The 15,279-nt window shown below is 56.2% G+C and carries 9 protein-coding genes; 5 read left to right on the top strand and 4 right to left on the bottom strand.

Going from position 1 to position 15,279, the window contains the following annotated elements:
• Positions 1-71 precede the first annotated feature (71 nt).
• From AC2Q8J_RS06740 to AC2Q8J_RS06755, 4 genes are all read right to left on the bottom strand, one after another.
• Positions 72-2,279 (bottom strand): TonB-dependent receptor family protein, encoded by a 2,208-nt coding sequence (locus AC2Q8J_RS06740; RefSeq protein ID WP_486452466.1) that lies wholly within the window; start codon positions 2,277-2,279, stop codon positions 72-74.
• 226 nt (positions 2,280-2,505) lie between these two features.
• Positions 2,506-2,838 carry a Grx4 family monothiol glutaredoxin gene (gene grxD, locus AC2Q8J_RS06745; RefSeq protein WP_204995199.1) on the bottom strand — a complete coding sequence of 111 codons (333 nt, stop codon included), beginning with the start codon at positions 2,836-2,838 and terminating at the stop codon, positions 2,506-2,508.
• Positions 2,839-2,929: 91 nt separating this feature from the next.
• Positions 2,930-4,462, bottom strand: a complete 1,533-nt coding sequence (locus AC2Q8J_RS06750) for a hydantoinase B/oxoprolinase family protein (RefSeq protein ID WP_486452467.1) — start codon at positions 4,460-4,462, stop codon at positions 2,930-2,932.
• A 126-nt stretch (positions 4,463-4,588) separates the two neighbouring features.
• Positions 4,589-6,985 (bottom strand): TonB-dependent receptor, encoded by a 2,397-nt coding sequence (locus tag AC2Q8J_RS06755; protein WP_486452468.1) that lies wholly within the window; start codon positions 6,983-6,985, stop codon positions 4,589-4,591.
• A gap of 348 nt (positions 6,986-7,333) precedes the next feature.
• Here AC2Q8J_RS06755 and AC2Q8J_RS06760 point away from each other — a divergent pair, with 348 nt between their 5' ends.
• The 5 genes from AC2Q8J_RS06760 to AC2Q8J_RS06780 all read left to right on the top strand — a co-directional run bounded on the left by AC2Q8J_RS06760 (position 7,334) and on the right by AC2Q8J_RS06780 (position 15,223).
• The gene (locus AC2Q8J_RS06760) at positions 7,334-8,524 is read left to right on the top strand and encodes an acetylornithine transaminase (protein WP_286694429.1); all 1,191 of its coding nucleotides are present in this window, start codon (positions 7,334-7,336) and stop codon (positions 8,522-8,524) included.
• Between the two features lie 32 nt (positions 8,525-8,556).
• A complete protein-coding gene (gene argF / locus AC2Q8J_RS06765; RefSeq protein ID WP_486452469.1) occupies positions 8,557-9,462 on the top strand; it encodes an ornithine carbamoyltransferase in 906 nt (301 codons plus the stop codon).
• 56 nt (positions 9,463-9,518) lie between these two features.
• Positions 9,519-10,604 carry an ABC transporter ATP-binding protein gene (locus AC2Q8J_RS06770; protein WP_286837763.1) on the top strand — a complete coding sequence of 362 codons (1,086 nt, stop codon included), beginning with the start codon at positions 9,519-9,521 and terminating at the stop codon, positions 10,602-10,604.
• Positions 10,605-10,998: 394 nt separating this feature from the next.
• Entirely contained in the window at positions 10,999-13,872 is a 2,874-nt protein-coding gene (locus AC2Q8J_RS06775; RefSeq protein ID WP_286694427.1) for a ribonucleoside-diphosphate reductase subunit alpha, read from the top strand.
• Between the two features lie 85 nt (positions 13,873-13,957).
• Positions 13,958-15,223 carry a ribonucleotide-diphosphate reductase subunit beta gene (locus AC2Q8J_RS06780; RefSeq protein WP_286694426.1) on the top strand — a complete coding sequence of 422 codons (1,266 nt, stop codon included), beginning with the start codon at positions 13,958-13,960 and terminating at the stop codon, positions 15,221-15,223.
• Positions 15,224-15,279 lie beyond the last annotated feature (56 nt).

Genomic DNA, 15,279 nt, shown 5'->3' on the forward strand with positions numbered 1-15,279 from the left:
GCAACGCACAAATAAAAATGCCGCGACAAAGACCCCCTTGTCGCGGCAACTTATCCACACTCTTTGAGCGATCAGAAGTTTACACGGATACCCGCATAAGCGGTGCGCGGTAGATTGACTCTAGCGCCAGCAGGACTGCGCGCAACAATAGCTTGCTCGTCGAGCAAGTTGTCGATCCGAGTGTAAACCTCGACACCCTGCGCGATGGGCATACTGGCAGCCAAATCAACCGTTACATAGTCCTCAGTGCTGCGATATCGCTGATCGACATTCCGATTACATTGATTATCGACACACATCTCATCAACGTAGCTAGCTGATAAGTAAGCCTTCTTACCATCCTCGGCCTCGACGCCCACGCTGATGTTCAATACATTTTCAGGGAGGTAAGGAAGGTTGTCCCCCTTCAGAACACTGCCTGTATCAGAATCCTGGGTAACTTCTGCATCAGTGTAGGTATATGCCATTGTAAGAGGCACCTGAATGCCTCGCACCTGCGCAAGCACACTGCGCAAACTGACCTCTAAGCCCTGAATTTCTGACTCACCAAAACTCTCGGTCCCTGAATTCGCGCCATTGCTGCATGGGTTAGCAACCGAGCAATTATTAACGGTATTTTCATAGTCGCTGAAAAATGCAATCACGTCTGCAGAAAAGCGGTCTGCGCGGTAGCGAGCGCCAAACTCGTAGTTCACACTTTCCTCTGCGCCAGTGCCTCGGCTTGCACCACCTCCTGGAGGGGCAAAGCCTTCGTGAACACCCGCCAAAATCTGCCAGTTGTCAGACAAGCTATAGGTAACACCCAAGCCCGCCATTATCTCATCGACAGAATTGTCGCGTCGGCTAGCAACCGTTGTGCGCTGGAGATCCCCGTAACGCGTTTGTTTGGTGTCGATATCCTCACGTCTAATTGACGCTGTCACATCAAAATCACCGATTGTAATGCGATCAACAAACCAGAGAGAAAGAGTTTCCGCCTCCCCTACTCGGTTATTGCTAGAGCTAGGCTGAATAATGGAGTCAAACTGCAAGCTACCATTGACCTGATTGAAGACCGTCGTCGGTTGGAAGCGGTCGACTTCGTCCTCATGACGACGAATACCCAGTACCCAGTCATGGCTAACACCCATTGCCTCAGATTGACCGGTCAGCTCGATCTGAACACCCCGCCCAAAGTACTCCCGTGCATTGTCTTTTACGCGCACATCCGCGACGTCCAGGCTACCTTCTAAAATGCCAATGGCTGCAGCATCACCCGCATTTGCCTTGCTTATCAGCGCCGATATGCTGTCACCCCCGACGCGATCTAATTTGAACCAGCTTCGCTCAAAATTGTTGCGGTATACAATACTGTTGAATGCGACAGACTCGCTCAACGCAATGTTGTAGTTAATAGATATACCCGATTGACGGGTATTCATTTGATCCTGCTCGGTGAGTCCATAGCGACGGAAAGGGTCTCGTTTAAACTGTTGGTCGGTCACCCCTAAATATGTCGCGTTCGACTGCTCTTCCGTATAGTTCAGCTTTAGGTCGAGCTGCTGCGGGTGCTCGGCCCCTTCAGCACTGCGCCAACGAAGTTTGGCAACATAATCTTCTTTATCGTAGCCAGTGTCGCGATTGGAACGATCGATGTCTTTGAAACCGAGCGTTTCTTCTTGATAGCTTTCAAGGAGGAAGCCCCACTGACCTTGCGTTGCCCCGTAATGGACGTGGGACTTCTGTGCACTGTTTTCGCCAATTTCAACGTTAACAAAGCCTTCAGCCTCTTCAGGAATCGGTGTTGAAATTAGATTGATCGCCCCTCCTACAGTGAAAGGACCGTACCTGAGCAGTTCAGGCCCCTTGAGCACCTCAATAGCCGACATTCTGCCACTGGTAGGGAAGTAATAGGCTTCGGGAGCCGCATAGGGAGCGGGAGCGATCAAAACACCGTCTTCCATGAGGGTGACTTTTCCACTGCGACCGCTACCTGAGCCGCGAATACCGATGTTGGCGCGCAGACCGTAACCATCTTCTTCTTGGAAATATACGCCTGGAACCTGTTTCACCATGCGGTGTATATCTGAGTACTCAAACTTTTCTAGCTCTAGCTCATCCACCACATATGCCGAGCCCGCTACTTTTTCGACGCGCTCACCGATAATAGAGACGTGCTCTATTTTAAGATTTTCGCGAGCCTCACTTTGATCATTAATGGAGCCCCTAGTATCAATAACCTCACCAACTGCCATCATCGGCACGGTCGTTATTGCTATTGCTAGCGCCGTTTTTTTCATTTCGGTGTATCTCCAATCTCGATAGCCAATGCTGCCCGCCCCTCTTTGTGGGCCTAGCAGGTTCTAATTCGAGGTGGATAATAGCAAGCAATAACTCAAATAAAAAGCATTCTCATTACCAATTTCATAAACGCCTTTCCTCTCCCCGTTATCCCCGATATCTGGGCACAAAAAACCCGGCGCTAGGGCCGGGTTTTCAAGAGGCGTACTTGCAAGCCAAAAGGCGTTAACCTTCCGCGGCCTCGCCAGCCGAGGTTTCTTTCAGCAGGGTTTGCAACTCACCGCTCTCATACATTTCGCAAATAATGTCGCAGCCGCCAATCAGCTCGCCCTTAACCCACAGCTGGGGGAAGGTCGGCCAGTTAGCATACTCAGGCAGTTTTGCGCGAATATCGGGGTTAGACAAAATATCCACAAAGGCGAATCGCTCGCCACAACCCATCAGTGCCTGAGAGGCGCGTGCAGAGAAGCCACACTGAGGCTGATTGGGTGAACCCTTCATATAGATAATGATGGGGTTGTTTTCGATTTGCTGTTTAATTGCGTCGATCGTATCCATTGAGTACCTGCCGTATCGGCGTCCGGCAAACCGATGAATAAAAGCCCGGACCATTTCAGAGCGCTATTCTAACAATTCCCGGCGCGAAAAGTCATGCCTGCCCCCAGCCACCCCCGCCGGGCGTGGCAATGCGCAAGCGGTCACCGGGCTTTGCCAGCGCACTTACTTTTGCTGGTAAGCGCTCGCCATTCAGGCTGTTTTCCCCGCAGCGACCCGCGTCCCCCCCTTGCAAGCCCCAGGGCGCGACATAGCGGCGCTCGGTAAGCAAGGTAAAGCGCGCGGTCGCCAGGAATTCAAACTCGCGCACCAGGCCGTCGCCTCCGCAATGCCGCCCGCCGCCACCGCTGCCGCGGCGCACGCTGTATTGGCGAATGCGCAACGGGTAGTGCATTTCCAGGCTCTCCACCGGGGTGTTCAGCGTATTGGTCATATGGCACTGCACACCACTCAGTCCAGCGCCCTCGGCATGACCGCCGCTCCCCCCCGCCAGGGTTTCATAGTAGTGCCAGGGCTCGCCCTCTAACGAGCCCATCGCCACATTGTTCATGCTGCCGTGCGCCGCGGCGGGAATACGCTCCGGCAGAGCCTGCGCGAGCGCGCCCAATACCGCGTCGCACGCGCGCATAGAGGTTTCCACATTGCCCGCCGCCACGGCCGCCGGCCGCCGTGCATTCAGCAGGCAACCTTCGGGAACACGAAGACTAATGGGACTGAACAAGCCCGCGCATACCGGCGCCTCCTTGGGCATCAGACATCGAAACGCGTAATACACCGCCGCCGCAGCCACTGACCGCGGACAGTTAATATTGCCCGGTACTTGTTCAGCGGTGCCGGTAAAGTCCACCGTCGCCCGGCCGCCCCCCAGGGACAACAACACCTCAATCGTCAGGTTTTTCTGACCAAAGCCATCATCGTCCATAAGGTCTTGAAAACGGTACTCCCCAGCCGGTAATTCGCTTAAGCGGGAGGTCGCCAACTGCTCGGCATACGCCTGTAACTGAGTAACGGCCGCAGGAAACGGCAGCGGCAACGCCTCGACAACCTCGGCTAAGCGCGCCAGGCCACAGCGGTTCGCACTAAGCTGGGCGACAAAGTCGCCGTGCTCACCCTCGCCAAACCATTCGTCCAGCAGGTGTCGCTGAACAACACCATCGCGCTGCAATAGCGTGGGCGGGATCACAACGCCCTCTTCATCCAGGCTTTTTGACAGGGGCATCGAGCCCGGCGTCGAGCCGCCAATATCCGCGTGATGGGCGCGGTTCACAACAAATGCCAGAAACTCGCCGTGCAAAAAATACGGCGCAATGACCGTGACATCGGGTAGGTGGGTACCGCCAAGAAACGGGTCATTCAGCACCAACATATCGCCTTCTGACCAATCGCAGGCGCCGACAATATCGGCCATCGCATAGGCCATACTGCCGAGGTGAACGGGAATATGCGCCGCTTGTGCACACAGCGCGCCACCGGCATCAAAGATGGCACAGGAAAAGTCGAGCCGGTCTTTAATATTGGGTGAAAAAGCCGCCCGCTGCAGTACCGCCCCCATTTCCTCGCATACCGCTTCCAGGCGGCTTACGAAGAGCCCGAGTTTCACTGGGTCGAGCTGGGCGGTGTGAGTCATACCATCATCCTGTTAGGGCTAGCAAAACACTATTATCCCCAAAGCCACCAACATTCGCCAAACGCACCTGAAACAAAAACGGCCCCGAAGGGCCGTTAAGTCGATTATGTGTCAGTCCATGACGACCTAGAAGTTATAACGCGCGCTAAAGCCAATGGTACGTGGCTGGTTGACGTGGTGACCAACGCGGGCATTGCCGCCGCGCTCGGTATCCAAGGACAGCTCAGCACGTTCATTGGTTGCATTGCGCACAAACAATGCGGTATCCCATTGATCGTTTCTCGCGCCCAGGCGCAAGTTGACGATCTGATAACCACCCTGCTCGCGATCATACTCGTAGGTCGGCTGGGTCAAAGGACCACCCACATTGGCGTACAGGCTGGCAACACCGCGCCCGCCGTTTTCCTGATCCGCAAGCTGGGTGTAGCGCGAACCGACGTTTTGATAGGTGGTGTTGAAGTAGCCTTCCCAGGTTTCGAATACCGGGAAGTAATAGGTAGCCGTCGCGGCAAGCTCAAAGCCCGGCGCCGTTGGCAACTCATTACCTTCGCGAATGCCGCCGACAATGCTCGTCACATTGGCGTTGTCGGTAGAGGTAACATCCGAATCAATCTCGGCGCGCACGTAGCTGGCCGACAGACCAAACTCGAAATTGCTCATCGGGCGCACGAAGAACTCAACTTCCACCCCGGTGCTGTGGGCCTCAGGCACGTTGTAAACGATCCGAGAGGAACAGGTACCCGCGTTTACGGTTGCCTGCAGATCTTTAATGTCGCTGTAGAATGCCGAGACATTAAAGGTACCCGCACCGCCGAACAGGCGCATTTTACTGCCCACTTCATAGTTCGTCAGTGTTTCATCTTCAAAGTCATCGCGACCGCCAAAGGTGGCTTTATCGGCAGGTGAACACAGAGGTTCATTCAGCGGGTCGTTAATACCCCCCAAACGGAAGCCCTTCGACACCTGCGCATTGAGCATCACATCGTCATTCATGTCGTAGCGCAGCATCACCCGCGGCGACACACCGTCCGACGACACATCGCTCTTCTGTCCGAGCACGCTGGCGTTGTAGATACCATCAAAGTTCAGCGTACGCTTTTCCTCATAATCGAAGAAACGGGCGCCCACCACGATCATGGTTTTCTCGTTCAGGTCATAAGACACCTCGCCGAACACCGCGTACTGCTCCAGCTCGTAGGGAATGTCTGAATAGAACAGTTCATCAACCGCATTCGCGCCCAGGGTCTCGCCGGGGTCGGTGGAATCGGGCGCCGTGGTGCGCGCACTGGCATCGTAACCGGCCACTTGCAGAGACTGGCCATAGCGACGCTCGATATCGCTGTAGAAGATACCGGCCACCCATTGCACGGGGCCATTCAGGCCACTCAAGCGCAGCTCCTGGGTCAGCACCTCAGCTTCCGTTTCGTCATACAGCGGCGCATCGAGGGTATAAACCGCCTCGCTTTCACCGAAGGAGCCGCCGGTGATACTACCGTTCAGGGCCGTGGCATCGCGCAGCACCAACACATCGCGATCGGTATACGAGGACACCGACGTCAGCGTCATATCTTCAGTCAGATCAATGGTGGCGGTCAGATCAACCAGCAAGAAGTCGTCCTCAAAACTCTCTTCAAGCTGAGTAAACTGCTCGTAATCACCCAGGGTCACCGCCGGGCGGCTGGTAGTGTAGGGGTTGGCAAGCACATTGTAGTCGTCTTCGCGGTTGAAGCCGTCCATGTCGATGCTCTGGAAAATAACCCGGGGCGTGATAACCACGCTGTCAGATGGCTGAAAGCGCAGTGCGATGCGACCGCCGCTGCGGGTGCCTTCGTTAACATCGTCCTTGGTGCTTCCGTCGGGCTGCAAGGCATCGATGTAACCCGCGTATTGCTGAGCGTAACCCACGGCGCGGAGCGCCAAGGTGTCGCTAAGCGGAATATTAATATGTCCCTTAATATTGCCGCCTTCACTGCCTTCATCGACGGTTTCACCGCCCACCTGCACAGAGCCGCTCAGCTCGTCACTGTTGGGCGCATTGCTGATATAACGCACCGTGCCCGACAGCGAGCCGGAGCCGAACAGCGTGCCCTGCGGCCCGCGCAGCACTTCCACACGATTGATGTCGTAAAAATCCAAGTCGGGCGTGAACAGCGACATCGAGATCACTGACTCGTCAAAGTAGACCCCAACCTGCTCTTTAACGCCGGGCTGATCGCGAACAATTTGCCCGGCAGAGATACCGCGAATCGAGACCTGGCTCTGACCCGGCCCCAGGTTTTGGATCGAAATACCAGCCACGTTTGTCGCCATCGACTCCAGATCCGTCGCCCCACTCTGCTTTAATTTTCCCTCTGTCATCGCCGCAATAGAAAACGGCACATCTTGCAAGGTTTCCGACTGCTTCCGCGCGGTTACCAGCACCTCTTCCAGAACATTGCCGTTGTCCTGGGCCGAAACGGCCACTGGCAACGCCAACATGGCAAGGGCAAGCTTTGATCGTTTGAACATACGCTTGTGTGTCATCTGTAGAAGTCTCCCCGACTACAATTATTATTGGCACCAAAAACACTGGCGCAGCATTTTGAGTCAATCTACTTATAGCAAACATCTCGGAGATTGCCGTATTGCACTTTTACGGCCCCCATGTTTTCAGGTAAAACATTAACAATAAATTTCCCCCCATCCAAGCCGCACCCGCTTCGCCCAAAACCACGGCTGACCCATCGCCCAGCGCCATTGACAAATTACCGCGGGCTATGGAATTTACAAAAGCTTCCTTATATGATTACTCCCTTAATTCTCGGGCAGCAGGCGCTGCCCTTTTGCGTTTTGGGGTTCGCTCAAATACCCCGCTAGAGGAGATACGCTGCAATGACATTGCCCGCACTGATGAATACTTACGGCCGCCTGCCTGTCAGCTTTGTGCGCGGTGAAGGTGTTCGCCTGTTCGACGAGCAGGGCAAGGGCTATATCGATGGCATCAGCGGCATTGGTGTCAATGCACTCGGCCATGCCCACCCCGGCGTTACACAAGCCATTACCGAACAAGCGGGCAAGCTGCTGCACACCTCCAACTTGTACAATGTGCAGCGCCAACAGCAGCTCGCCGAATCTCTGCGCGATGCCAGCGGCATGGACAACGTATTTTTTGCCAACTCGGGGGCAGAAGCCAACGAAGCGGCCATTAAACTGGCGCGTATGCACGGCCACCAGCGCGGTATCGACATCCCCCATGTTGTGGTGATGGAGCAGGCCTTCCACGGCCGGACTCTGGCCACGCTTACCGCCTCCGGCAACCGCAAAATTCAGGCGGGCTTCGAGCCGCTGGTGCGCGGCTTTATCCGCGCGCCCTTCGGCGATATTGCGGCCCTGGAAAGCATTGCCAACAACAATGACAGCGTAGCCGCCGTGTTACTGGAGCCGATCCAGGGTGAAGGCGGCCTGCACGTATTACCGGAAGGTTTCCTGAAACAACTGCGCGAGCTATGCGACCGCAACAACTGGTTGTTAATGCTCGACGAAGTACAAACAGGCAATGGCCGGACCGGCAAATATTTCGCCTACCAACACGACGGCGTACTGCCCGATGTTCTGGTTACTGCCAAAGGCCTGGGCAACGGCCTGCCTATTGGCGCCTGTCTGGCACACGGTAAAGCCGCGTCGCTGTTTCACCCCGGCAACCACGGCTCTACCTTTGGCGGCAACCCACTGGCCTGCGCGGCGGGACAAGTAGTCGTCGAGACCCTCAATACCGAGGAAATGCGCAACCACGTCAGCGACATCGGCGACTACTTACAGGCCGGTCTGCGCGAGCGCTTAGCCGATGCCCAGCACGTTGTAGAGGTGCGCGGCCGCGGCCTGATGGTGGGCGTTGAATTAAACAGCCCTTGCGCTGGCCTTGTTAAACAAGCGCTCGACCAGGGCTTATTGATTAACGTTACTGCGGAACGGGTCGTGCGCCTGCTTCCCCCTCTTATTATTAGCCGGCAGGAAGTCGACGCGCTGCTCGACATCCTCTGTCCACTGATCCTTCAGTGGCCCGCCCAGTCCGATGCCGCGTAAGGCAGCAATCGATGCAGCAAAGGTAGCCACTTATGGCCTTGAGACACTTTTTAACCCTTAACGACCTCAGCCCCGCGGAACTTGACCACGTCATTGCGCGGGCAATTGAGCTGAAAGCCGAGCACCGCGAGCGCCGCCAGAGCGTGCAATTTCCCAACTACGTGCTGGGCATGATCTTTGAAAAAGCGTCTACCCGCACGCGCATTTCTTTCGAGGCGGGCATTGCCCAATTTGGCGGCCACGCCATCTTCCTGTCACCGCGCGATACGCAATTGGGGCGCGGCGAGCCGACTGAAGACAGCGCACGCGTGATCTCGTCAATGTGCGACATCGTGATGATCCGCACCTTCGAACACAGCATTATTGAAAAATTTGCCGAGTACTCGTCAGTGCCGGTCATCAACGCCCTGACTGATGACTACCACCCCTGCCAGCTCCTCGCCGACATTCAAACCTTTGTCGAGCACCGCGGCAACATTAAAGGCAAACAAGTCACCTGGGTTGGCGATGGCAACAATATGTGCCAGTCCTATATCAATGCCGCAATCCAGTTCGACTTCAAACTGAAGATCGCCTGCCCTGAGGGCTTTGACCCGCGCGCTGATCTGGTCGAGGCCGCTGGCGACCGCGTGGAAATCATCCGCGACCCTGCCGAAGCGGCAAAAGGCTCCGACCTGCTGGTTACCGATGTCTGGGCATCCATGGGCCAGGAAGAAGAAAAGGCCGAGCGCCGTCGCAAACTGGCGGGATACCAGATCAATGCCGAACTGATGTCCCACGCCAACCCCGACGCGCTGTATATGCACTGCCTCCCCGCCAAGCGCGGTGAGGAAATCAGCGCCGAGCTGATGGACAGCCCCGATACCGTGATCTGGGACGAAGCAGAAAACCGCCTGCACGCCCAGAAAGCACTGATGGAATTTTTGCTCACCCAGTAGATTGTTGCTTGCGGCGAGGCGTATCGGCCCGCCGCATAGCAAGCGAAGGAGCAGCCTTGCTAAAAATTCAGGACATTCACTGCCGCTACGACACCACCCCCGTCGTCAATGGCGTCAGCTTTCACGTCCACAACGGTGATATATGCAGTCTGCTAGGGCCTAGCGGCTGTGGCAAAACCACTATCCTACGCGCGATTGCCGGCTTCCAGCCCCTTCACAAAGGGCAGATCCTGCTCAACGAGCAAACCCTCAGCCAACCCGGTATGCAGCTGCCACCCGAGCAGCGCCACATCGGCATGGTGTTTCAGGACTACGCCCTGTTCCCCCATTTGAATGTTATCGACAACATTCGTTTTGGCTTAAAAAAACTGCCGCATAAAGAGCAACAGCAGCGCGTTCGCCGACTGCTTTCCCTCGTTCGCCTGGACGGCGTGGAAAAACGCTACCCGCACGAGTTATCCGGTGGCCAGCAACAGCGCATTGCACTGGCCCGCGCGCTGGCCCCCAACCCTCAGCTGTTGTTGATGGATGAGCCCTTTTCCAACCTCGACGCCGAACTGCGCAAGAAGCTCAGCCTGGAAGTCCGGGACATTTTAAAAGAGCTTGGGATTAGCGCTATTTTGGTCACCCACGACCAACACGAAGCCTTCGCCTTTAGCGATCAGGTCGGTCTGCTGCACGGCGGTCATCTGCAGCAGTGGGATACGCCCTTTAATCTCTATCACGAGCCGACCAACCGCATCGTTGCCGACTTTATCGGTGAAGGCTGCTTCCTGCCCGGGCTGATCGGCACCGAGTCCAACACGGTGAATACCGAGCTAGGCGCGCTCATTGGCAACCGCGCCTATCCCTGGCCTAGCGGCACCCCAGTGGACGTGTTGCTGCGCCCCGACGATATCGTATTGAGTGACTTCGGCGGCTTGCGGGCAACGGTAGAGCGCAAAGTCTTTTCAGGCAGCGCCACGGTCTACACCCTGCGCCTGCCCACCGGCAGCGTGGTAGAAGCCTTACTGCCCAGCCACCGCGACTTCCAACTCGGCGAAACGGTACAGATCAGCACCGAGCTGGAACACCTCATCGCCTTCGCTCAGGAAGGTGCAAATTTTGAGCACGCGCCCCGGCCTCATAGCGGCGCTGCATAAAAAATTTTTTGTTATAAACATTCCGTCTAGCGGCTGTGTCCGCAGCAATTTTAGTGGCCACTCGGCGCTAAAGCCCGCCCCGCGGGCACTTGCGAGCAAGGCAAATTTCACCCCCTGCTTACCCACACTTTATCCACAGCTCATTCACATCATATGGTGCTTGCACCCACCCGAAAACCGCATTATCTTGTATCCCGATTTCCAAAAAACCCCATATATGGGTGGCGGCGTCAACATTCACCTAGCATTGAATAACGCCTGAGATCAAGCTGTAGACAAAAAAAACCTCGCCCGAATACGGGTAAATAAGCCAAGCAGCGCCCCGCAAACATCCGTTTTTTTGCGGCATTAACACCAACAACACGCGATCAGCATAGCAAGGGCCCTAAATACCATGCAGACCACCCAAGATAGCAGCACCAGCAACGCGCCGGTTCCTCCTACCGCCCCCAAGCAAGACGAGCTCAGTGCCACCGCACCCGGGCAAATCCGCGTTATCAAACGCAATGGGTCAGTGGTGAGCTACACCGATGACAAAATCAGTGTCGCCATCACCAAAGCGTTTCTGGCTGTAGAGGGTGGCAATGCCGCGGCCTCGACCCGTATTCATGAAACCGTAGCCAAGCTGACGGATCAGGTTTCCGCCACCTTCAAGCGCCGCATGCCCACGGGTGGAACCATCCACATTGAAGAAATTCAAGACCAGGTCGAGCTGGCTCTGATGCGCAGCGGCGAGCACAAAATTGCTCGCGCCTACGTACTGTACCGCGCAGCCCGCGCCGAAGAGCGCGCCCAACAAAGCCCGGAAGTGGCCGAGAAAACCCACCCCAGCATTCGCGTTAAACACGCTGACGGCAGCGAAGTACCGCTGGACCTGGGCCGCTTGGAATTTATCGTGAATGAAGCCTGTGAAGGCCTCGAAGACGTCTCTGCCAATGCCGTGCTCGACGAAGCACTGAAGAGCCTGTTTGACGGCGTGTCCGAGAAAGAGATCAACACCTCGCTGGTCATCGCCGCCCGCGCCATGGTGGAAAAAGAGCACAACTACAGCCTGGTTACTGCCCGCCTGCTGCTGGACAAACTCCGCGCCGAAGCACTGAGCTTCCTCGGTGTGGCAGATAGCGCCACCCAGCACGACATGGCTGTTTACTACCCCAAAGCCCTGCCGGTTTACATTGAAAAAGGTGTCGAGCTGGAGCTGCTGTCGCCCGAGCTGCGCGACTACGACATGGCCGCCCTGGGCGCTGCCATCAAACCCGAGCGCGACCACCAGTTCCAATACCTCGGTTTGCAAACCCTCTACGACCGCTACTTTATTCACAGCAATGAAGTACGTATCGAGCTGCCACAAATTTTCTTCATGCGCGTTGCCATGGGCCTGGCCATGCGCGAAGAGAATAAAACCGCGCGCGCGATCGAATTCTATGACCTGCTGAGCTCCTTCGACTACATGAGCTCCACCCCCACGCTGTTTAACGCCGGTACGCTGCGTCCCCAACTTTCCAGTTGCTACCTGACCACCGTACCCGACGACCTGCACGGCATTTACGGCGCTATTCAAGACAACGCCATGCTGTCTAAATTCGCCGGCGGCCTGGGTAACGACTGGACGCCGGTACGCGGCCTGGGCGCTTACATTAAAGGCACCAACGGCAAGTCACAGGGCGTTGTCCCCTTCCTGAAAGTGGTCAACGACACCGCCGTTGCGGTTAACCAGGGCGGCAAGCGCAAAGGCGCCGTCTGCGCCTACCTGGAAACCTGGCACATGGATATCGAGGAATTCCTCGAGCTGCGCAAAAACACCGGTGACGATCGCCGCCGTACCCACGACATGAACACCGCCAACTGGATTCCCGACCTGTTCATGAAGCGCGTATTCGAAGACGGCGAATGGACACTGTTCTCACCAAACAATGTGCCCGATCTGCACGACCTCTACGGCAAGGCCTTCGAGGAGCGCTTCGAACAATACGAAGAAATGACCCGCACCGGCGAGCTCAAGCTCTACAAGCGTGTTAAAGCGGCTGACCTGTGGCGCAAGATCCTGTCTATGTTGTTTGAAACAGGCCACCCCTGGATCACCTTCAAAGACCCCTGCAACCTGCGCAGCCCGCAGCAACACGCCGGTGTGGTGCACTCGTCTAACCTGTGTACCGAGATCACGCTCAACACCAACAAAGACGAAATTGCCGTATGTAACCTTGGCTCGGTGAACCTTGCCCAGCACATCATCGACGGCGAGCTGAATCTGGCCAAGCTGGAAAAAACCATCAAAACCGCTGTGCGCATGCTCGATAACGTTATCGACATCAACTACTACAGCGTGCCGCAGGCCGAAAACTCAAACCTGAAGCACCGCCCTGTGGGCCTGGGTTTGATGGGCTTCCAGGACGCGCTGTACAAACAGCACATTGCCTACTCATCAGACGCGGCAGTGGAATTTGCCGACCGCTCAATGGAAGCGATCAGCTACTACGCTATTAAAGCCTCTAGCGACCTGGCCGTTGAGCGTGGCAGCTACCAGAGCTACGAAGGCTCACTGTGGAGCCGCGGCATTCTGCCCATCGACTCGCTGAAACTGTTAGTGGAAGAGCGCGGCAGCGACTACATCGAAGTCGACCACAGCCAGACTCTGGACTGGGACAGCCTGCGCGAAGTCGTTAAGCAACAAGGCATGCGTAACTCCAACGTGATGGCCATTGCCCCAACCGCCACCATTGCTAACATCACCGGTGTGTCGCAGTCGATCGAGCCGACCTATCAGAACCTCTACGTGAAATCGAACCTCTCGGGCGAATTCACCGTGGTGAACCCGCACCTGGTTAAAGACCTGAAAGCGCGCGGCCTGTGGGACGCCGTTATGGTTAACGACCTCAAGTACTACGAGGGCTCACTGCAGAAGATCGACCGCGTACCCGACGACCTGAAGGCCATGTACGCCACCGCCTTTGAAGTTGAGCCACGCTGGTTGGTGGACTCGGCAAGCCGCCGCCAGAAATGGCTGGACCAGGCCCAGTCACTCAACCTGTACATAGCCGGTGCATCGGGCAAAAAGCTCGACATTACCTACCGCATGGCGTGGTTCCGTGGCCTCAAAACCACCTACTACCTCCGTGCATTGGCGGCCAGCTCTACCGAGAAATCCACGGTAAACCAAGGCTCCATGAACAAGGTATCGGCAAGCGCCGCCGCACCATCGGCGCCACAGGCCGCGCCCGTACCACAAGCCTGCTCGCTAGATGATCCAGATTGCGAAGCTTGTCAGTAATAGAACTAGCAGCACCCGGGGCGCCACGGCGCCCCACCCAAATAGCAGCGAACGAACACACACTTAATACCGAGGTAACTCACTAATGCTTAGCTGGGACGATTTCGATAAAGACGACGCACAAGAAGCGGCAAAACCTCAAACCAAAGAAGCACCACAACAGGCCGCCCCACAGGCCCCTGCACCTGAAGCGCCCAAACCTGCTGTAGCCAGCCAAGCGGCTCCTGAGCAGCCCGCGGCACCGGCCGCCAGCGCACAAGCCGTTATGGAAAAAGCCAGCGCCTCACTCGACAACCTCGACGTTGCCGCCGGCCTGGAAGACCTGGAAATGGGCGCCGCCCGCCTGCGCGTTGAAGACAAGCGCATTATCAACTGCCACCTGGACCTCAACCAATTGGTGCCCTTCAAGTACGACTGGGCATGGCAGAAATACCTGGACGGCTGCGCCAACCACTGGATGCCGCAAGAAGTTAACATGACCGCCGACATCGCCTGCTGGAAAAACCCAGAAGGCCTGACCGACGACGAGCGTCGCATTGTTATGCGCTCGCTGGGCTACTTCTCTACCGCCGACTCACTGGTTGCCAACAACCTGGTACTGGCTGTTTACCGCCACATCACCAACCCCGAGTGCCGCCAATACCTGCTGCGCCAGGCCTTTGAAGAAGCCATCCACACCCACGCCTACCAATACTGTGTAGAGTCACTGGGCATGGACGAAGGCGAAGTCTTCAACATGTACCGCGAGCTGCCCTCCATCGCAAAGAAAGCGGCATGGAGCCTCAAACACACCCAGGCACTGGGCGACCCCAACTTCAAAACCGGCACCCCGGAAGATGACCAGGAACTGCTGCGTAACCTGATTGGTTTCTACGCCGTTACCGAAGGCATCTTCTTCTACTGTGGCTTCACCCAGATTCTGTCTATGGGCCGCCGCAACAAAATGACCGGCGTCGCCGAACAGTTCCAGTACATCCTGCGCGACGAGTCCATGCACCTGAACTTCGGCATCGACATGATCAACCAGATCAAACTGGAAAACCCACACCTGTGGAGCGAGCAATTCCAGGCTGAAGTCACCCAAATGATCGTGGAAGGCATGCAGCTGGAAATCGAATACGCCAAAGACTCCATGCCCCGCGGCGTACTCGGCATGAACTCAGCTATGATGGAAGAATACCTGCAATTCATCGCCAACCGCCGCCTGTCGCAGCTTGGCCTGAAAGAGCAGTTCCCCAATGCGCAAAACCCCTTCCCCTGGATGAGCGAAATCATGGACCTGCGCAAAGAGAAAAACTTCTTTGAAACGCGCGTGATTGAGTATCAAACAGGTGGTGCGTTGAGCTGGTAAGGCCAACACCGTTACCACCCAAAGGCCCTCATCTGAGGGCCTTTTTTATTGGGCCT

Source organism: Spongiibacter sp. C9W, assembly GCF_057370015.1.

Coding starts and splice junctions, on each gene's coding strand:
- AC2Q8J_RS06740 (WP_486452466.1), bottom strand. CDS start 2,279: ATGAAAAAAACGGCGCTAGCAATAGCAATAACGACCGTGCCGATGATG.
- grxD (WP_204995199.1), bottom strand. CDS start 2,838: ATGGATACGATCGACGCAATTAAACAGCAAATCGAAAACAACCCCATC.
- AC2Q8J_RS06750 (WP_486452467.1), bottom strand. CDS start 4,462: ATGACTCACACCGCCCAGCTCGACCCAGTGAAACTCGGGCTCTTCGTA.
- AC2Q8J_RS06755 (WP_486452468.1), bottom strand. CDS start 6,985: ATGACACACAAGCGTATGTTCAAACGATCAAAGCTTGCCCTTGCCATG.
- AC2Q8J_RS06760 (WP_286694429.1), top strand. CDS start 7,334: ATGACATTGCCCGCACTGATGAATACTTACGGCCGCCTGCCTGTCAGC.
- argF (WP_486452469.1), top strand. CDS start 8,557: ATGGCCTTGAGACACTTTTTAACCCTTAACGACCTCAGCCCCGCGGAA.
- AC2Q8J_RS06775 (WP_286694427.1), top strand. CDS start 10,999: ATGCAGACCACCCAAGATAGCAGCACCAGCAACGCGCCGGTTCCTCCT.
- AC2Q8J_RS06780 (WP_286694426.1), top strand. CDS start 13,958: ATGCTTAGCTGGGACGATTTCGATAAAGACGACGCACAAGAAGCGGCA.